Genomic DNA, 19,173 nt, shown 5'->3' with positions numbered 1-19,173 from the left:
GACATGGGCGCTTTGCCTTATCTCGATCTGCCGCGCGTGCGGCAAGCGCGGGGCGTCATGGCCCTGCCTGGCTCCAAGAGCATTTCCAATCGCGTGCTGTTGCTGTCGGCGATCGCCGAGGGCAGCACGGCGATCACCGGCCTGCTGGATTCCGACGATACGCACGTCATGCTGGGCGCCTTGCGCCAGCTGGGCGTGCAGGTTTCCGAACTGGACGCCGGCCGCGTCACGGTGCAGGGCGTGAGTCGCTTTCCCGTGGAAAGCGCGGATCTCTTCATGGGCAATGCGGGCACCGCCATGCGCCCGCTGACCGCCGCGCTGGCCCTGATGGGCGGCGATTACCGCCTGTCGGGCGTGCAGCGCATGCACGAGCGCCCCATCGGCGATCTGGTCGATGCCCTGAACGCGCTGGGCGCGCGCATCGACTACCTGGGCCAGCCGGGCTATCCGCCGCTGCATATTGGCCGCGGCGAGATCGCCGACGACGCCGTGACGCGTGTGCAGGGTTCGGTGTCCAGCCAGTTCCTGACCGCCTTGCTGTTGGCGGCGCCGCTGCAGGCGGGCCGCAGCGGCAAGCCCGTGACCATCGAGGTGGCGGGCGAGCTCATTTCCAAGCCGTACATCGAGATCACGCTGAACCTGATGGCGCGCTTTGGCGTGCAGGTGCGGCGCGAGGGCTGGAGCCGTTTCGTGATCGATGCCGGGGCGGCCTACCGCAGCCCGGGCCAGATCGCGGTGGAAGGCGACGCCTCCACCGCGTCCTATTTCCTGGCGCTGGGCGCAATCGGCGGCGGCCCCTTGCGGGTCACGGGCGTGGGTGCGGACAGCATCCAGGGCGACGTGGCGTTTGCCGGCACGCTGGCGGACATGGGCGCCAGCGTGACGTACGGCCCCGGCTGGATCGAGGTTTCCGGCGCGCGCGTGGCCGACGGCGAGCGCCTGAAGGCTTTCGATACCGATTTCAACCTGATTCCCGACGCCGCGATGACCGCGGCGACCCTGGCCCTTTACGCCGACGGTCCCTGCCGCCTGCGCAATATCGGCAGTTGGCGCGTGAAGGAAACGGACCGCATCCACGCCATGCAAACCGAGCTGGGAAAGCTGGGCGCGCAGGTGGAATCGGGGCCGGATTGGCTGCGTGTGACGCCGCCCGCGCAGGGGGCCTGGCGCGATGCGCACATCGGCACCTGGGACGACCACCGGATGGCGATGTGCTTTTCGCTGGCGGCCTTCGGGCCGTCGGCGGTGCGCATTCTGGATCCCGGTTGCGTCAGCAAGACGTTCCCGGGTTACTTTGATGTCTACGCGGGCCTGGTTGCGGCCTAGTTCGGGTACCCATGACTTTGACTGTTTCGACTCTCTCTTCCCAGGTTCCGGTCATCACGATCGACGGCCCCACCGCGTCCGGCAAGGGCACGGTGGCCCATCGCGTCGCCAAGGCGCTGGGCTGGGCGGTGCTCGACAGCGGCGCGCTGTATCGCCTGACCGCCTTGGCCGCCATCAACCGCGGCGTGGCCGCGGAGGACGAGGCGGGGGTGGCCCGCGTGGCCGAAACGCTGGATGTGCGCTTCGAAGGCCCCCATGTCTACCTGGATGGCGCCGATGTCGACCACGAAATCCGCCGCGAGGAAGTAGGCAATTTCGCTTCCCGCGTCGCTGCTTTTCCCGGCGTGCGCGCGGCCCTGCTGGAGCGCCAGCGGGCTTTCAGGCTGCCGCCGGGGCTGGTGGCGGACGGGCGCGACATGGGCACCGTGGTGTTTCCCGATGCGTCCCTGAAGGTGTTCTTGGTTGCCGACGTCGTCGCTCGGGCGGAGAGGCGCCGTAAGCAGTTGATCGAAAAGGGAATTTCTGCTAATCTAGATGACCTTCTGCGAGATATGCGCGAGCGTGATGCCCGCGACACCGGGCGCGCAACCGCGCCACTGGCTCCCGCAGCGGACGCACATGTGCTGGATTCGTCTGATTTGACGATTGCAGAGACGGTGCAGGCAATACTGGATTTCTGGCAAACGGCCTAGGTAGGCAAAGCCAAAGGGCAAACCCCGCCGAACCTTCACCGGAATCCACGGAGCGCTGCTCCAACACGGTTTTTTTGATTAGGCCCTGCTCAAGCCAGGCGACACCCCCACGGGCCACCCCGCAAGGGCAAACCGGCAGGCAGGTATTTTGACTCCACTGTGGCGGGCAATCCGCCGCGGTGTGTTCTTAACGGCCATTTCGGCCCAATGGATTTCAACCCCATGTCTTCCGTTTCCACTACCGCCACCGGCGGCGAAAGCTTCGCCGACCTTTTCGCACAAAGCCTCAAGAGCCAGGACATGAAGTCCGGCGAGGTCATCAGCGCCGAAGTCGTGCGCGTCGACCATAATTTCGTCGTCGTCAACGCCGGCCTGAAGTCCGAAGCGCTGATCCCCCTGGAAGAGTTCCTGAATGACCAGGGCGAGCTCGAAGTGCAACCCGGCGATTTCGTCTCGGTGGCCATCGATTCCCTGGAAAACGGCTACGGCGACACCATCCTGTCGCGTGACCGCGCCAAGCGCCTGTCGGCCTGGCTGCAGCTGGAAAAGGCCCTGGAAAACGGCGAACTGGTTACCGGCACCATCACCGGCAAGGTGAAGGGCGGCCTGACCGTCATGACCAACGGCATCCGCGCGTTCCTGCCGGGTTCGCTGGTGGACCTGCGTCCGGTCAAGGACACTACCCCGTACGAAGGCAAGACCCTCGAATTCAAGGTCATCAAGCTCGACCGCAAGCGCAACAACGTTGTGCTGTCGCGTCGCCAGGTGCTGGAAGCCAGCATGGGCGAAGAGCGTCAAAAGCTGCTCGAAACCCTGCACGAAGGTGCCGTGGTCAAGGGCGTGGTCAAGAACATCACCGACTACGGCGCGTTCGTTGACCTGGGCGGTATCGACGGCCTGCTGCACATCACCGACATGGCCTGGCGCCGTGTGCGTCACCCCTCCGAAGTCCTGCAAGTGGGTCAGGAAGTCGAAGCCAAGGTCCTCAAGTTCGACCAGGAAAAGAGCCGCGTCTCGCTGGGCGTCAAGCAACTGGGCGAAGATCCGTGGGTGGGCCTGGCTCGCCGCTACCCGCAAGGCACCCGCCTGTTCGGCAAGGTCACGAACCTGACCGACTACGGCGCGTTCGTTGAAGTCGAAGCCGGCATCGAAGGCCTGGTTCACGTCTCCGAAATGGACTGGACCAACAAGAACGTCGACCCGCGCAAGGTTGTTACCCTGGGCGAAGAAGTCGAAGTCATGGTCCTGGAAATCGACGAAGACCGTCGTCGCATCTCGCTGGGCATGAAGCAGTGCCGCCAGAATCCGTGGGAAGAGTTCGCCACGAACTTCAAGCGCGGCGACAAGGTCCGCGGCGCCATCAAGTCGATCACCGACTTCGGCGTGTTCGTCGGCCTGCCCGGCGGCATCGATGGCCTGGTTCACCTGTCCGACCTGTCGTGGACGGAAACCGGCGAAGAAGCCGTGCGCAACTTCAAGAAGGGCGACGAGATCGAAGCCGTGGTTCTGGGCATCGATACCGACAAGGAACGCATCTCGCTGGGCATCAAGCAGCTGGAAGGCGACCCCTTCAACAACTTCGTCGCCACGTTTGACAAGGGCGCGGTTGTTCCGGGCACCATCAAGTCCGTCGAAGCCAAGGGCGCTGTCGTTACGCTGTCCGTGGACGTTGAAGGCTACCTGCGCGCTTCCGAGATCTCCTCGGGCCGCGTTGAAGATGCCACCACCGTGCTGACCGCCGGCGAAAACATCGAAGCCATGATCGTCAACATCGACCGCAAGACGCGTTCGATCCAGCTGTCGATCAAGGCCCGCGACAACGCCGAGACCGCCGATACGATCCAGCGCATGTCCGACGCCAGCGCTTCGTCCGGCACCACCAACCTCGGCGCGCTGCTGAAGGCCAAGCTGGACCAACAGCGCAACGACGGTTAATTCGTGACCAAGTCGGAGCTGATCGCCGCCTTGGCGGCCCGCTATCCTCAGCTGGCCGCCCGCGACACCGATTACGCGGTCAAGACCGTACTGGATGCAATGACCCAGGCCCTGGCCTCGGGTCAGCGCATCGAGATCCGCGGTTTTGGCAGCTTCTCGTTGTCGCAGCGGTCTCCCCGTGTCGGGCGCAACCCGAAATCCGGCGAACAGGTGCTGGTGCCTGGCAAACAGGTGCCGCACTTCAAGGCGGGCAAGGAATTGCGCGAACGGGTGGACCTGGTCGGCGGCAATGACGAGGACGCTCAATCCTCCGGATCGAGCGAGTCGATGCCGTCCATGGCAGGTCTGCACGCCATGCATTGACGCGTCGGCCAAGCAAAGGCTGCCTTCGGGCAGATCGGACCGCGGACAAAGCCCCTTGAGAAATCAAGGGGCTTTGTTTTTGTTGCCGCCCCAAGCCGCACCCTCGGGGGCGCCAGGCACGCGTGGCGCGTGTCTCGGAGGGGCATTTATTTCACTAGGGCGGGAGAGGTCGCTTACAATTGATGGTCTCGAATTCTCTGGAGCATGCGTCATGCGCTATCTAGTCTGGGCCCTGCGATTGCTCGTGTTTGTTGCGGTATTGATGTTCGCCTTGAAGAACACCGATCCGGTTGCGGTGAAGTTCTATGCCGATTACGTCGTTCAGGACGTTCCGCTGATCGTCGTCATGCTGGTCGTGTTCGTGCTGGGCGCCCTGTTCGGCCTGCTGCTTACCGTGCCCGCCGCCGTGCGCCGCCGCCGTGAAGCCATCCGCCTGCGCCGTGAGCTGGATCGCATCCAGGCCGCGGTAAGCGGCAATACGCCCGTCGTCCCGCCGGAGGCCGTTGCTCCGATGTCGCCGCTGTGACGGCTTTGAGCCGGCCGCACGTCCCTTTTTTTGCACCGAATTACCGCATGAGCCCGAATAGTGGATTTTGAACCTTGGTGGTTGATTTTCGTGCCGGTGCTGTTCGCGCTTGGCTGGCTGGCCGCGCGCTTCGATATCCGGCAAATGCTGCGGGAAACCCGCAGCCTCCCCGACTCCTATTTCCGGGGACTGAACTTCCTGCTCAACGAGGAGCCGGACCGCGCCATCGACGCCTTTGTCGAAGTCGCCAAACTTGACCCCGAAACCACCGAGCTGCACTTCGCGCTGGGCAGCCTGTTCCGCCGCCGCGGCGAGATGGAACGCGCCATCCGCGTGCATCAGAGCCTGCTGAGCCGTTCGGATCTGCCTGCCGCCGAGCGCGAGCACGCGCAGCATGAGCTGGCGCAGGACTTCCTGAAGGCCGGCATGCTCGACCGCGCCGAAAGCGGCTTCGAACAGCTCAAGGACACGCGCTACGCCTTGCCTGCGCTGCGCTCCCTGATCCGCATTTTCGAATCGGAGCATGACTGGCCGCGCGCCATCGAGGCCGTGAAGACGCTGCAGGGCCTGGTCGACGAGCCGGTTCCGCAGATCGTGCACTACTACTGCGAGCAGGCGCAGACCGCCTTGGCGGCCAAGCCCGCCGACATCGAGGCGGCGCACAAGGCGCTGGACGCCGCCGACCACGCGCTGTCGACCACCGATGCCGCATCCAGCAAGGGCGCGATGGTGCGCACCGCCATGCTGCGCGCGCGCATGGCCCTGATCGAACAGGACCCCAAGCGCGAAAGGCTGTACCTGGAATCCGTCATGACCGATGCCCCCGAATATGCGGGGCTGGTGGCGGAGCAGCTGCTGGCCAATTACCGCGGCGCCGGCCAGGCGCAGGCCGGGCTGGAGTTTCTGCAAAAGCAGTATGCGCGCCATGCCTCGCTGGACCTGTTCAATGTGGTGTTCCGGGAACTCCGGGTGCAGCAGGGCGCGGCGACGGCCTGGGCCTTTGCCCGCGGCGCGCTGCGCAGCCACCCCTCGCTGCTGGGCCTGGATCGCCTGCTGGAGGCCGAACTGGCCAATGGCGAGGGCGATGCCGACCACGGTCCGGTGCCGGGCGCCGATCTCAGCCTGCTTCGCAGCCTGATCCACAAGCACACGCAACGGCTGGACCGCTATGCCTGCCGCAGTTGCGGTTTTCAAGCGCGTCGCTTTTACTGGCAATGTCCCGGCTGCAATGCCTGGGAAACCTATGCGCCGCGCCGTCTGGAAGAACTTGAATGAACTCTTTTCCCGCCGAAGCCATTTCGCATAGCCGCGTTCTCGTGGTTGGCGATGTGATGCTGGACCGCTATTGGTTCGGCGAAGTAGAACGCATCTCGCCCGAGGCGCCCGTGCCGGTCGTGCGCGTGGCGCGCCGCGAGGACCGCCTGGGCGGCGCCGCCAACGTGGCGCGCAACGTGGCTGCCCTGGGCGGCCACGTAACCCTGGTCGGCGTATTGGGCGAGGACGAGGCCGGCGACAGCGTCAGGCGCCTGGCCGCCGAGGCCGGCATCCAGGCCGACCTGATCGCCGACGACTCCCTGCACACCACGCTGAAGATGCGCGTGCTGGGACGCCAGCAGCAGCTGCTGCGGGTGGACTTCGAGCAGCATCCGGGGCAGGCCGCCCTGGACAGCGTGGACGCCGCGCTGGCGCGCCATCTGGCCAATCACGACATCGTCGTGCTGTCGGACTACGCCAAGGGCGTGCTGACCCGCGTGGAGTCCCTCATTTTCCTGGCGCGCAATGCCGGCATTCCCGTGCTGGTGGACCCCAAGGGCGATGACTATTCCCGCTATCGCGGGGCGACGCTGGTCACGCCCAACCGCTCGGAAATGCAGCAGGCCGTGGGCCGCTGGAATTCCGAAGCCGAATTGACCGACCGGGCGCAGCGCCTGCGCGCCGAACTGGACCTGGAGGCCTTGCTTGTGACGCGTTCCGAGCAGGGCATGACTTTGTTTACCGATGCGGGACGAGACCACACCGACGCGCAGGCGCACGAGGTGTTCGACGTATCCGGCGCGGGCGACACCGTACTGGCCACGCTGGCGGTCTCGCGCGCCATCGACTTGCCGTGGGCCGAGGCAATGGGCTGGGCCAACATGGCCGGCGGCATTGCCGTGGGCAAGCTGGGCACGTCCATCGTCACCGCCGCGGAATTGGCAGGAGAGCACTCATGATCGTCGTTACCGGAGCCGCGGGCTTCATAGGCAGCAACCTGGTGCGCGGGCTTAACCGCCGCGGCATCGAGGACATCATCGCGGTCGATGACCTGACCGAGGGCGACAAGTTCGTCAACCTCGTCGATTGCAGGATCGCCGACTACATGGACAAGGACGACTTCCGCCGGCGCGTGGCCGACGGCAGCCTGCCCGAGGTGCGCGCCGTGCTGCACCAGGGCGCCTGCTCGGACACGACCGAGCGCAACGGCCGCTACATGCTGGACAACAACTACCGCGTCACGCTGGAGCTGTTCGAGTTCTGCCAGGCGCGCCGCATCCCGTTCCTGTACGCCTCGTCCGCCGCGGTCTATGGAGGTTCGTCGATCTACGTCGAACATCCGGACAACGAAGGCCCGCTGAATGTCTACGGCTATTCCAAGCTCCTGTTCGACCAGGTGCTGCGCAAGCGCATGGACAGCCTGACGGCGCAGGTCGTGGGCCTGCGCTACTTCAATGTCTACGGCCAGCATGAACAGCACAAGGGCCGCATGGCCTCGGTGGCGTTCCACAACATGAACCAGTTCCTGGAGCATGGGCACGTGCGCCTGTTCGCGGGCTGGGACGGCTATGTGGACGGCGGCCAGAGCCGCGACTTCATTTCCGTCGAGGATGTGGTTGCCGTCAACCTGCACTTCCTCGATCATCCCGAGCAGTCCGGCATTTTCAACTGCGGCACGGGCCGGGCGCAGCCCTTCAACGACGTGGCGGCCGCCGTGGTGAACACCCTGCGCGCCGAGCGCGGCGAGGCCGAACTGACCCTGGCGCAACTGGTCGAGCTGGACCTGATCCGCTACATCCCGTTTCCGGACGATCTCAAAGGCCGGTACCAGAGCTATACGCAGGCCGACGTCACGCAGTTGCGCGGGGCAGGGTTCACCGCGCCGATGCGCGATGTGCAGACCGGCGTGGCGGAGTATGTGCGCTATTGGCGCGCCCGCAGGTAAGCGCCGCGCAAGCCGGCAGCCCGAAAAACCACCGCGACCCGGTGGTTTTTTTTCGCCCGCCGGGTTGCCGGGGTGGATGCTTTTGTTCACTGCGCGGCCAGGCGCGCGGGCCCGCGGCCATGATGTCGACGTGGCGCGACAGCCGTTGCGCCCGGTCCTTTCAGGAGAGCCACATGAACCCGTTTGTGCAATCCACCGTTGCCCGCGCATCGCCGCTTTCGCGCTGGCGCAGGCCGCGCCGCACGCCGGCGCCCGACTGCCCCCACACCAGGCAGCGCGCCTTGCGCCAGGCGGTGAGCGTCCTGCTGCTGACGGCTGGCCTGGGCCTCGCGCCGCCGCCGGCGCGGGCGGTGGACGTCAACCAGGCCAGCGCCACCCAGCTTGAAGGCATCCGCGGAATTGGCCCCCGCACGGCCGAGATCATCGTGCGGGAGCGAGAGCGGGGCGGCGACTTCGAATCGCTGGAGGACCTGAGCGAGCGCGTGCGCGGCATAGGCCAGAAAAAGGCCCAGGCTCTGCAGGCGGCCGGCCTGACGATAGGCGGCAAGTCCGGCGCTGAAGCCGCGCCGGGCAGTCCGGCGGCTGCGCCGGCCGCGGCGGCCAGGCCGGCGCAGGCCAGACCCGCGGCCGCCAAGCCGGCGGCTTCAACCGCGGCGCCGGCGCGCGCCAAGCCCTGAGGGGGGCAGGGGAACCCCTGGCGGGAGCGCGGCTTTTGGCCGCGTCCGCCGCCAGGCGGAGTTATGATCGTCGGCATGACTACTACCTACCCCACTATCGAGCAAACCGTCGGCAACACGCCGCTGGTGCGCCTGCAGCGCATCCCCGGGGCCGCGGGCGCGGCGCGTGGCAACGTCATCCTGGCCAAGCTGGAGGGCAACAACCCCGCGGGCTCCGTGAAGGACCGTCCGGCCTTGTCGATGATCAAGCATGCGGAAGAGCGCGGCGACATCAAGCCGGGCGATACCCTCATCGAAGCCACCAGCGGCAATACCGGCATTGCGCTGGCCATGGCCGCCGCGATGAAAGGCTACCGCATGATCCTGATCATGCCGGACAACCTTTCCGTGGAACGCCGCGCGGCGATGACGGCCTACGGCGCCGAACTCATCCTGACGCCGGCGGACAAGGGCGGCATGGAATACGCGCGCGACCTGGCCACCGAAATGCAGGCGGACGGCCGAGGCCTGGTGCTGGACCAGTTCGCCAACCCCGACAATCCGCGCGCCCACGTCGAGACCACCGGCCCGGAACTCTGGGACCAGACCGACGGACGGATCACGCATTTCGTGAGCGCCATGGGCACCACGGGCACCATCATGGGCGTGTCGACCTACCTGAAGTCGCGCAATCCCGCGGTGCAGGTGGTAGGAGCCCAGCCGGCGGAAGGCTCGCAGATCCCGGGCATCCGCAAGTGGCCGGAAGCCTACATGCCCAAGATTTTCGACCGCAGCCGGGTGGACGCCTACGAATCCATCGAGCAGTCCGAAGCCGAGGTCATGGCGCGCAGGCTTGCCTCGGAAGAGGGCATCTTCGGCGGCATCTCGTCGGCGGGCGCGCTGGTCGCGGCGCTGCGCGTGGCGGAGCGCGTGAACGACGCCACTATCGTATTCATCGTGTGCGACCGCGGCGACCGCTACCTGTCCACGGGGGTCTTCAACTGAACATCCAGGATCTCAGATGAAAAAAGGCGCCCCGGCCATTGCCGGGGCGCCTTTTTTTGCGGGCGCCGGATCAGCGCGCCACGCGGGCCTCGATCTCGGTGGCCAGGTCGGCCACGGAGGTGGCGTAGAAATAGCTGCGGTTGTACTTGGTCAGCGCGAAGAAGTTGGGTGTGCCGACGCGGTACTGCGCGGTGCCCCGGGCCTCTTCCACCAGGTCGACCACGCCCACCGGCTGGCTGCCCCAGCCCTCGCTGGAGGCGCCCGGCTGCAGGCGCGCGCCGGCCGCGGAGAGCGTGCCCCAGCTTTGCTTGGGCTCCAGGCCGCCGTCGACCAGCGCGGTCGGATCCGCGGGCAGCGCCACGGGCGCGAACACCGGCAGGCCTCGCTGCCAGCCATGCTGCGCCAGGAAGCTGCCCACGGACATGATGGCGTCCCGGGTGTTGTTGGTCAGGTCGATATGGCCGTTGTCGTCGCCGTCCACCGCGTAGTGCATGACGCTGGTGGGCATGAATTGCGGCATGCCGATGGCGCCGGCATAGGAGCCCAGCGTTTCCAGTTCCAGCTTGTCCTTCATGACCAGCGTCAGGAAGTCGGCGAGCTGGCCGCGGAACATCGTGGCGCGTTCGGGCTTGGCGGGATCCGGGTAGTCGAAGGCCAGCGTGGCCAGCGCGTCCAGCACGCGGAAGTTGCCCATGTTGCGGCCATACAGGGTTTCGACGCCGATGATGGACGCGATGATGGGCGCCGGCACGCCGAAGCGCTGCGCGGCCTGGTTGAGCAGGTCGCGGTTCTCGTTGTAGAAATCCACGCCCCAGCCGATGCGCTTGGGTTCCACAAAGCGGGACCGGTAGGTCAGCCAGCTGCGCCAGATCTTCTTGCCAGGCGGGGACGGCGCGATAAGGCGCGCCACCGTGGCGTTGTAGCGCGAGCCTTCCAGCGCCGAGACCATCGGCGCGAGCGGGAGCTGGCGTTCGGCGGCCAGTTCTTCCACGAACGAACGGACTTCCGGGCGCAGCGCGCCCGAGGCCGTCAGCGTGGCGGGAGCGTCATCCGGGAGTTCGGAGCCGAGTGTCGGCGTACTGGGCCCGATGCGGATGGGGGCGGTGCCTGAAGCCGGCGCCGTCTGGGCCGCGGGCGTGATGGAGGGGGCAGTGGGGGCGGTGGTGGAGCACCCCGCCAGCAGGGCGGAAAGCGTTCCGAGTTGCAGTATTCGCCGACAGATGAACATAATCTTCCTTATGGAGACCATGTATCTTACCCACCCGGCATGCCGCTTGCATGAAATGGGCAGTTGGCATCCCGAAAGCCCCCAGAGGCTGGACGCCATTTCCGACCAGTTGCTCGCCAGCGGATTGATGCCTTACCTGGATGACCGGCAGGCGCCTCAGGCGTCCCGCGATGACCTGCTGCGCGTCCACACTGTCCAGTATCTGGACAGTTTGCAGGAACATGCGCCGGACCAAGGGTATTACCCGATAGATCCCGACACCCTGATGAATCCGCACACCTACGAAGCCGCTCTGCACGCGGCCGGCGCGGGCGTGGCGGCGGTGGACGCGGTGATGGCCGGCGAGGCCCGGACGGCGTTCTGCGCGGTGCGTCCCCCCGGGCACCACGCGTGCCGGTCGCAGGCAATGGGGTTCTGCTTTCTGAACAATATCGCCATCGCGGCGCGGCATGCGATGGATGTCCATGGCCTCGCGCGCGTGGCCATCGTGGACTTCGATGTCCACCACGGCAACGGCACCGAAGACGTGTTCGCCGGCGACGAGCGCGTGCTGATGTGCAGCTTTTTCCAGCACCCTTTCTTTCCCAACAGCGGCACGGAGCATCCGGCCGCCAACATGCTGAACGTGCCCGTGGCCGCCTATACGGCAGGCGCCGCCGTCAAGGCCATCGTCACGGATGCCTGGCTGCCCAGGCTGGAGGCGCACCGCCCCGAACTGATCCTGGTGTCGGCCGGATTCGATGCGCACCGCGAGGACGACATGGGCCAGATGGGCCTGGTGGAAGCCGACTACGCGTGGATCACCGAACGGCTCGTCGAGGTGGCCGAACGCCACGGTCAGGGCCGGATCGTCAGCACGCTTGAAGGCGGTTACAACTTGTCCGCCCTGGGCCGCAGCGTGGTTGCGCATATACGGGCGCTGGCGAAGCTGTAGAATCAGGAAAAAATTGTGCAATGCGATCCCGGCGCATGCCGGGTCATTATTTCCATTTGGAGGCAGCGGGATGAAGGTGTTGGTACCTGTCAAGCGCGTCGTTGACTACAACGTCAAGGTGCGCGTCAAGTCTGATCAGACTGGCGTGGATATCGCCAATGTGAAGATGTCCATGAACCCCTTTGACGAAATCGCCGTCGAAGAAGCGACGCGCCTGAAGGAAAAGGGCGCCGTCGCTGAAGTCGTGGCGGTTTCTTGCGGCGTTGCGCAATGCCAGGAGACGCTGCGCACCGCCATGGCCATCGGCGCCGACCGCGGCGTGCTGGTCCAGACCGATGCCGAATTGCAGCCGCTGGCCGTGGCCAAGCTGCTCAAGGCGCTGGTCGACAAGGAACAGCCGCAGCTCGTGATCCTGGGCAAGCAAGCCATCGATGACGACGCCAACCAGACCGGCCAGATGCTGGCCGCGCTGCTGGACTGGCCGCAAGCCACGTTCGCCAGCAAGGTCGAGCTGGCCGACGGCAAGGTCACCGTGACGCGCGAAGTGGATGGCGGCCTGGAAACGCTGACGCTCAAGCTGCCGGCCATCGTCACCACGGACTTGCGCCTGAACGAGCCGCGCTACGTCACGCTGCCGAACATCATGAAGGCCAAGAAGAAGCAGTTGGACACCGTCACGCCCGAAGAACTGGGTGTTGACGCCGCGCCGCGCCTGAAGACGCTGAAGGTCAGCGAGCCGCCCGCCCGCAAGGCCGGCATCAAGGTGGCCGACGTTGCGGCCCTGGTGGACAAACTCAAGAACGAAGCGAAGGTGGTCTGATCATGACGACGCTGGTTATTGCCGAACACGATAACGCCCAGCTCAAGGGCGCAACCCTGAACGCCGTCGCCGCCGCCGCCAAGATCGGAGGCGACGTGCACGTGCTGGTCGCCGGCGCCAATGCGCGCGCCGTGGCCGACCAGGCCGCTGCCGCCGCCGGTGTCGCCAAGGTCCTGCTGGCCGATGCGCCGCAGCTGGCCGATGGCCTGGCCGAGAACGTCGCGGCCCAGGTGCTGGCCGTGGCTTCGAACTACAGCCATATCCTGTTCCCGGCCACCGCCTCGGGCAAGAACGTGGCGCCGCGCGTGGCCGCCAAGCTGGACGTGGCGCAAGTCTCCGACATCATCGGCGTGGAATCGGCCGATACGTTCCAACGTCCGATCTACGCGGGCAACGCCATTGCCACCGTGCAATCGGCCGACGCCGTGAAGGTCATCACCGTGCGCACGACGGGCTTTGACGCCGTCGCCGCGCAAGGTGGCTCGGCCGCCGTGGAAGAGATCGCCGCCGTTGCCGATTCGGGCCTGTCCGCGTTCGTGGGCCGTGAAGTCGCCAAGAGCGACCGTCCTGAACTGGCCGGCGCGCGCGTGGTGGTGTCGGGCGGCCGCGGTCTGGGCAGCGCCGAGAACTTCAAGATCCTGGATCCGCTGGCCGACAAGCTGGGCGCAGCCCTCGGCGCTTCGCGCGCGGCCGTCGACGCCGGCTACGCGCCGAACGACTGGCAGGTCGGCCAGACGGGCAAGATCGTCGCGCCGCAGCTGTACGTGGCGGTTGGTATCTCGGGTGCAATCCAGCATCTGGCCGGCATGAAGGATTCGAAGGTCATCGTCGCCATCAACAAGGACCCCGAAGCCCCGATTTTCGGCGTGGCCGATTATGGCCTGGTGGGTGATCTGTTCCAGGTCGTGCCTGAACTGACAAGCGCGCTGTAAACCAGTCCGCCAGGCAGTATGCAAAAACCCGCGAGCTTGCTCGCGGGTTTTTTTATTTGCGGCGAACCTTATTAGATGGTTGCTTGAATCTCAAACCTTTTGATTTCCTATAGATTCTGATAATGTGTTTCGCGCGCGGCAGGATTCTTCGCGCAAGTGCTCGGCCTGTACAGAACGAAGGAGATTCGGGATGGAATGGTTTTTCGACACGCTACGAAAGTATCCAGAGCTGGCGGTTTTTCTTACGTTGGGCCTGGGATACTGGATCGGGGCCAAAAAAATCTTTGGGTTCAATCTGGGCGCGGTAACGGGTACTTTGCTGGTGGGTGTGCTGGTCGGTCAACTGGACCTCACCATCGCTCCAATCCTGAAGCAGGTGTTCTTCCTGCTTTTCCTCTTCGGTCTGGGCTATGGCGTCGGACCGCAATTCTTCCGAGGCATGAAAAGCGATGGCCTTCCTCAGGTCATCTTCGCGGTCATCATCTGCGTGCTATGCCTATTGGTAACCTGGGGCACGGCGGTCGCGTTCGGCTTTGACGCCGGCACCGGCGCGGGGCTGCTCTCGGGGGCGCAAACGATTTCAGCGGTGATGGGCGTAGCCACCGACACGATCAACGGCCTGAGCATCGATGCCGCCACCAAGAAGCAATGGATCGACAGCATTCCGGTGGCCTATGCGGTCTGCTACATCTTCGGCACGGTGGGCAGCGCATGGATCCTGGCTTCGTTGGGCCCGAAGCTGATGCGCGTGGACATCGTCAAGGAATGCCAGGAGTACGAGGCCAAGATGTCGGGCGGCTCGGATTCCATGGAACTGTCGGGCTACCGCAAGTTCATTGCACGGGCGTACAAGCTGGACCACGCCGAATACTCGGGCAAGACGGTGGGCGAACTGGAGGCAAAGTTTGTCGACGCCCGCGTCTTTGTCGAACGCATCCGCCGCGGCGACCAGATCCTCGATACCGATTCCACCACGGTGCTGCAGGCCGGCGATATTCTCGGCGTGACCGGGCGCCATGACGCCCTGGTCTTGCAGGCTGCGGGCATCATCGGCGCCGAGGTCGAGGACCGGGACCTGATCAACCTGCCCGCCGAGATTGTCGAGGTCGTGCTGACCAACAAGAAACTGGCGGGCAAAACGGTCAAGGAAATCTCGGAGGACGAGACCGCGCGCCAACTGGGGCGCGGCGTATTCCTGCGCAAGGTCGTGCGCGGCGGCCATGAGATGCCGATCAACTGGGGGCTGAAGCTGGACCGGGGCGACCGCCTGTTCCTGCTGGGCGCCAAGCGCGACGTCGAGCGCGTGGTTGGAAGGCTGGGCTATGTGGATCGGGCCACCGACCAGACCGACATGGTGTTCGTGGGCTTCGGCATCCTGCTCGGCGGCCTGTTCGGCACCTTGGTGCTGACCGTGGGCGGCATTCCCATCACCTTGTCGACCTCGGGCGGCGCGCTGATCTCCGGGCTGGTCTTCGGCTACCTGCGGTCCGTGCATCCGACCTTCGGCCGCGTGCCGGAACCGGTGCACTGGTTCCTGACATCCGTGGGGCTGACCGCCTTCGTCGCGGTGGTGGGCATCTCGTCCGGGCCGGGCTTTGTCCAGGGCTTCCAGCAGCTCGGGGCGAAGCTGTTTGTCGCGGGCATCATCGCCACCAGCGTGCCGATGATCCTGGGCGTGTTCATCGCCCGCTATGTCTTCAAGTTCCATCCCGCCATCGTGCTGGGCGTCTGCGCGGGCGCCCGGACCACGACAGCCGCCATCGGACAGATCACCGAGACGGCGAAAAGCCAGGTGCCCGCCCTGGGCTACACGGTGCCTTACGCGATCGGCAATACCCTGCTCATCATCTGGGGGATTGTCATCGTCATGCTCATGACCTAGTGAGACTGCCCGCAAGCTTCGCGCTTGCGGGCTGCACGAGAGAGGGGCGGCGAGCGACCTCGGCCGCCCCTGCAAGCGCCTGTCATAACGCAAACCAGGAGTACTGAACAATGGCTTCCACCACGCCTCTCACCGTCAGCCTGGCCTCGGCCTTGAAAACGACCCGTTCGCGCCAGCGCGACCTCGAGCAGCTTTCGCCCTTCGAGCTGAAGGACTACCTGATTACGCTGGCCAAGGAAAACCAGCAAACGGCCGCGCTGACCATGCTGAACGCCGGGCGCGGCAATCCGAACTGGATCGCTACCGAACCGCGCGATGCCTTCTTCCTGCTGGGCCGCTTCGCGATGAAGGAAGCGCGCCGCGTGCGCGACGACGCCATCCTGGCCGGCATGCCGGCCAAGAAGGGCTGCGCCGACCGGCTGCGCAAGTTCCTGTCCAAGCACAAGGGCGAAGAGGGCTACGACTTCCTGGCCGGCGTGCTGGAGTACGGCGTGAAGGTCAAGGGCTTTGATCCCGACGAATGGATCCACGAGCTGACCGACAGCATCATCGGCGACAACTACCCCGTGCCGCCGCGCGCGCTGGTCCATCTGGAACAGATCGTGCACGACTACCTGATCAAGGAAATGTGCGACGGCCGCCCGCCCAAGGGCAAGTTCGACCTGTTCCCTGTCGAGGGCGGCACGGCGGCCATGTGCTACATCTTCGATTCCCTGATGCAGAACGGCCTGCTCAAGCAGGGCGACACCATCGCGCTGTTCCTGCCGACCTTCACGCCCTACATCGAGATCGCGCATCTGGAGCGCTTCCAGTTCAAGATCGTCGCCATCAACGCCAACAGCATGCGCGCCGACGGCACGCATGACTGGCACTATCCGGCCTCCGAGATCGCCAAGCTGGAAGATCCGAAGATCAAGCTGGCGGTCACGGTCAACCCGAGCAACCCGCCGTCCGTGGCGTTCAGTCCGGTCGAGATGAAGCAGATCGTGCGCCTGATCCGCAAGAACCCGGATCTGGTGCTGGTGACGGACGACGTGTACGGCACCTTTGTGCCGAACTTCCGCTCGCTGATGGCCGAAGTGCCGCACAACACGATCTGCGTGTATTCCTTCTCGAAGAACTTCGGCTGCACGGGCTGGCGCCTGGGCGTGATCGCCACCCACGAGACGAATACGATGGACCGCCGCATCGCCGAACTGCCGGCGTCGTGGAAAAAGCGTCTGAACAAGCGCTACGGCGCGATGACGATGGAGCCCGAGAAGCTCAAGTTCATCGACCGGATGGTTGCCGATAGCCGCAACGTGGCGCTGAATCACACGGCGGGGCTGTCCCTGCCGCAGCAGGTGCAGATGGGCTTCTTCGCGCTGTCCCATCTGCTGGACCTGAAGGACGCCTACAAGCATCTGACGATGGAGATCGTGCGGGGCCGCCGCGATGCGTTGTGGCGCGGCCTGGGCATCCCGATGCCGCCGGAGGATCCGATGCGCGGCTGGTATTACGTGGAACTGGACTTCATGGTCTGGGCCAAGAACACGTATGGCGACGCCTTCTGCAAGTACATGACCGGCAACTACGAGCCGGTGGACTTCCTGTTCCGCCTGGCGGAGAAGTCGGGCGTCGTGCTGATGGACGGGGGCGGCTTCGGCGGCCCGCCGTGGTCGATCCGCATTTCGCTGGCCAACCTGGACGACGGCGACTACGCCAAGATCGGCAAGTACATGGTGGAAGCGGCGACCGAGTACGTCGAGGCATGGAAGGCCGGCGAGGTGGTGCGTTCGGGCCCCACCGCGGGCAAGGGCCAGACGGTCAAGGCGTCGGCGGCCAAGCGCGTCGCGGCCGGCAAGACCGCAGCCAAGAAGGCGGTGAAGAAGGCCGTCAAGAAGGCCGACACCGCAGCCAAGTCCGCCAAGAAGGCCACGGCCGGCAAATAGGCAATCACAGGGCGACATGACCTCATGACATGCTCCGTCGGGTTTTTCAATAGCGTCCCCATCGCGGTTCTGTTCGTCACGGTGGGTTTGGGATACCTGATCGGCAAGCTGAAGGTCGGCCCGATCCAGCTGGGCGGCGTGTGCGGAACGCTCATCGTCGCCCTGCTGATCGGCCAGACGGGTTGCCAGATGCGCGGCGACCTGAAAGAGGTCGCGTTCGCCCTGTTCATCTTTGCCATGGGCTACTCGGGCGGCCCGCAGTTCTTCGCCAACCTCAACCGGTCCAGCCTGCGCTACATCGTGCTGCCGGTCATCGAGGCCCTGCTGGTGCTGACGATCGTGCTGGCGGCGGTGCCGATGTTCGGCCTGGATGCCGGCACGGCCGCCGGCCTGGCCGCGGGAGCGGCGACGGAGTCCGCGGTGGTGGGCACGGCGGCGGAGGCGCTCAAGCACCTGGGATTGCCGGATGCCGAGGTGCAGCGCATGGAGGCCAATATCGCCACGGCCTACACGCTGACCTATCTGGTGGGCCTGATCAGCATCGTGTTCTTCACCAGCCAGGTGGCGCCCGCGCTCCTGCGCATCAATCTGCGCGAGGCATCCAAGGCCCTGGAGGAAAAGCTGGGCGTGACCTCGGGCGAGGGCGATGAGGCCAATCTTCCCACGCTGCCCCGCCTGGTCGGGCGCGCCCACGTCGTCAAGGACGCGGACGGCAAGACGGTGGCCGAGGTGGAGGCGCAGCTGGGCGGCCGCACGGCGATCAGCCGCATCCTGCGCAACGGCGAGGCGATCGACGCCACGCCGGATGACGCGCTGGCGACCGGCGACGTCGTGGTGGTGCTGGGCATGCGCCGCTTCGCGCTGCGCGCCGGCTCGGTGATCGGCCCGGAAATCCAGCTGCCCGAGGCGCATGCCGACGACCTCCAGCTGAGCGAGCTGGCCGTCGTGGTCAACAAGAAATCCGTCAACGGGCGCACGGTGGGCGAACTGGCCAAGCGGCCGGGCGCCCGGCGCGCGCGCGGGGTTTTCCTGCAATCCATCGTCAGGTCCGGCCATGTGCTGCCGCTGACGCCGGCGACGGTGGTGCAGTACGGCGACCTGGTGACGCTGGTGGGCGCCGAACCCGAGCTGTCCGAAGCCGGGGCGGCGCTGGGCAATGAATTGCGCCGCAGCGGCGTGACCGACCTGGTGTTCCTGGCGTTCGGCATTCTTGCCGGCCTGATGGTGGGCGGCCTGAGCGCGCGGATGTGGGGCATCCCGGTCTCGCTGGGCAGCGGGGGCGGGGCGCTGGTGAGCGGCCTGGTTTGCGGCTGGATCAACGCCAAGCGGCCCGCGATCGGCCATATTCCCGGCCATGCGGTGCAACTGCTGAAGGACCTGGGGCTGGCGATTTTCGTGGCTTGCGTGGGCCTGTCGGCCGGACCCGACGCCATTTCCCTGATCCGCGAGCATGGCGCGGTATTGCCGCTGATCGGCCTCCTGGTGTCCCTGGGGCCGGCGTGCCTGTCGCTGTGGGTGGGGCACAAGATCCTGAAGATCGAAGGCCCGCTGCTGGTGGGCGCCATTGCCGGCCAGCACGTCAGCACCCCGGCCATCAGCGCCATCCTGACCGCCAGCGGCAGCTCCGTGCCGCTCCTGGGCTATACCGTCACTTACGCCATTGCCAACGTGCTGTTGCCAGTGCTGGGGCCGATCATCGTGTCGTTGGCGTACCATCTGAGTTAGCGCTCCGCCGGCGGCAAGC

At 65.8% G+C, this 19,173-nt stretch carries 17 protein-coding genes; 16 read left to right on the top strand and 1 reads right to left on the bottom strand.

All coding sequences use genetic code 11. The features are described from left to right. The first annotated feature begins 3 nt into the window (after positions 1-3). From aroA to cysM, 10 genes are all read left to right on the top strand, one after another. Positions 4-1,326: a 3-phosphoshikimate 1-carboxyvinyltransferase gene (gene aroA, locus ACFWP0_RS10370; protein ID WP_377841731.1), complete on the top strand. Its 1,323-nt coding sequence runs from the start codon at positions 4-6 to the stop codon at positions 1,324-1,326. An 11-nt stretch (positions 1,327-1,337) separates the two neighbouring features. After that, entirely contained in the window at positions 1,338-2,018 is a 681-nt protein-coding gene (cmk, locus tag ACFWP0_RS10365) for a (d)CMP kinase (RefSeq protein WP_377841730.1), read from the top strand. Positions 2,019-2,240: 222 nt separating this feature from the next. Next, positions 2,241-3,953, top strand: coding sequence for a 30S ribosomal protein S1 (gene rpsA, locus ACFWP0_RS10360; protein WP_171663397.1), 1,713 nt, complete (start codon positions 2,241-2,243; stop codon positions 3,951-3,953). A 3-nt stretch (positions 3,954-3,956) separates the two neighbouring features. After that, positions 3,957-4,316 (top strand): integration host factor subunit beta, encoded by a 360-nt coding sequence (locus ACFWP0_RS10355; RefSeq protein ID WP_171663396.1) that lies wholly within the window; start codon positions 3,957-3,959, stop codon positions 4,314-4,316. Between the two features lie 211 nt (positions 4,317-4,527). Further along, positions 4,528-4,842: a lipopolysaccharide assembly LapA domain-containing protein gene (locus tag ACFWP0_RS10350; protein WP_171663395.1), complete on the top strand. Its 315-nt coding sequence runs from the start codon at positions 4,528-4,530 to the stop codon at positions 4,840-4,842. Positions 4,843-4,902: 60 nt separating this feature from the next. Continuing rightward, complete coding sequence (lapB, locus tag ACFWP0_RS10345) at positions 4,903-6,117, top strand: lipopolysaccharide assembly protein LapB (RefSeq protein WP_377841728.1); 1,215 nt, start codon at positions 4,903-4,905, stop codon at positions 6,115-6,117. Further along, complete coding sequence (rfaE1, locus tag ACFWP0_RS10340) at positions 6,114-7,055, top strand: D-glycero-beta-D-manno-heptose-7-phosphate kinase (RefSeq protein WP_377841726.1); 942 nt, start codon at positions 6,114-6,116, stop codon at positions 7,053-7,055. The genes lapB and rfaE1 overlap by 4 nt, the downstream gene beginning before the upstream one ends. Then, positions 7,052-8,041 (top strand): ADP-glyceromanno-heptose 6-epimerase, encoded by a 990-nt coding sequence (gene rfaD, locus ACFWP0_RS10335; protein WP_377841725.1) that lies wholly within the window; start codon positions 7,052-7,054, stop codon positions 8,039-8,041. Before rfaE1 ends, rfaD begins: the two co-directional genes overlap by 4 nt. A 173-nt stretch (positions 8,042-8,214) precedes the next feature. Continuing rightward, on the top strand, positions 8,215-8,718 hold the full coding sequence (locus ACFWP0_RS10330; protein WP_377841723.1) for a ComEA family DNA-binding protein: 504 nt from the start codon (positions 8,215-8,217) through the stop codon (positions 8,716-8,718). Positions 8,719-8,793: 75 nt separating this feature from the next. Continuing rightward, a complete protein-coding gene (gene cysM / locus ACFWP0_RS10325; protein ID WP_377841722.1) occupies positions 8,794-9,702 on the top strand; it encodes a cysteine synthase CysM in 909 nt (302 codons plus the stop codon). Positions 9,703-9,772: 70 nt separating this feature from the next. On the opposite strand, the gene mltB is transcribed toward cysM, so the two are convergent. After that, complete coding sequence (gene mltB, locus ACFWP0_RS10320) at positions 9,773-10,930, bottom strand: lytic murein transglycosylase B (RefSeq protein ID WP_377841720.1); 1,158 nt, start codon at positions 10,928-10,930, stop codon at positions 9,773-9,775. A 10-nt stretch (positions 10,931-10,940) separates the two neighbouring features. Between mltB and ACFWP0_RS10315 the strand changes: the two genes are divergently transcribed. The 6 genes from ACFWP0_RS10315 (at position 10,941) to aspT (ACFWP0_RS10290) (ending at position 19,154) form a co-directional block, all read left to right on the top strand. Beyond that, positions 10,941-11,864, top strand: coding sequence for a histone deacetylase family protein (locus tag ACFWP0_RS10315; RefSeq protein WP_377841877.1), 924 nt, complete (start codon positions 10,941-10,943; stop codon positions 11,862-11,864). 70 nt (positions 11,865-11,934) lie between these two features. Next, the gene (locus ACFWP0_RS10310) at positions 11,935-12,684 is read left to right on the top strand and encodes an electron transfer flavoprotein subunit beta/FixA family protein (RefSeq protein ID WP_013392406.1); all 750 of its coding nucleotides are present in this window, start codon (positions 11,935-11,937) and stop codon (positions 12,682-12,684) included. A gap of 2 nt (positions 12,685-12,686) precedes the next feature. After that, positions 12,687-13,616: an electron transfer flavoprotein subunit alpha/FixB family protein gene (locus ACFWP0_RS10305; protein WP_377841718.1), complete on the top strand. Its 930-nt coding sequence runs from the start codon at positions 12,687-12,689 to the stop codon at positions 13,614-13,616. Between the two features lie 190 nt (positions 13,617-13,806). Then, entirely contained in the window at positions 13,807-15,498 is a 1,692-nt protein-coding gene (gene aspT / locus ACFWP0_RS10300; protein ID WP_377841716.1) for an aspartate-alanine antiporter, read from the top strand. A 110-nt stretch (positions 15,499-15,608) separates the two neighbouring features. Further along, positions 15,609-17,429, top strand: coding sequence for a bifunctional aspartate transaminase/aspartate 4-decarboxylase (locus ACFWP0_RS10295; protein WP_377841714.1), 1,821 nt, complete (start codon positions 15,609-15,611; stop codon positions 17,427-17,429). 24 nt (positions 17,430-17,453) lie between these two features. Continuing rightward, on the top strand, positions 17,454-19,154 hold the full coding sequence (gene aspT, locus ACFWP0_RS10290) for an aspartate-alanine antiporter (protein WP_377841713.1): 1,701 nt from the start codon (positions 17,454-17,456) through the stop codon (positions 19,152-19,154). Positions 19,155-19,173: the final 19 nt, after the last annotated feature.

This window comes from Achromobacter sp. NPDC058515 (assembly GCF_042721735.1).
GTDB lineage: Bacteria > Pseudomonadota > Gammaproteobacteria > Burkholderiales > Burkholderiaceae_B > Achromobacter.
The sequence above is the reverse complement of the archived record's forward strand: the minus strand, read 5'-3'. Positions and strand labels throughout refer to the sequence as shown.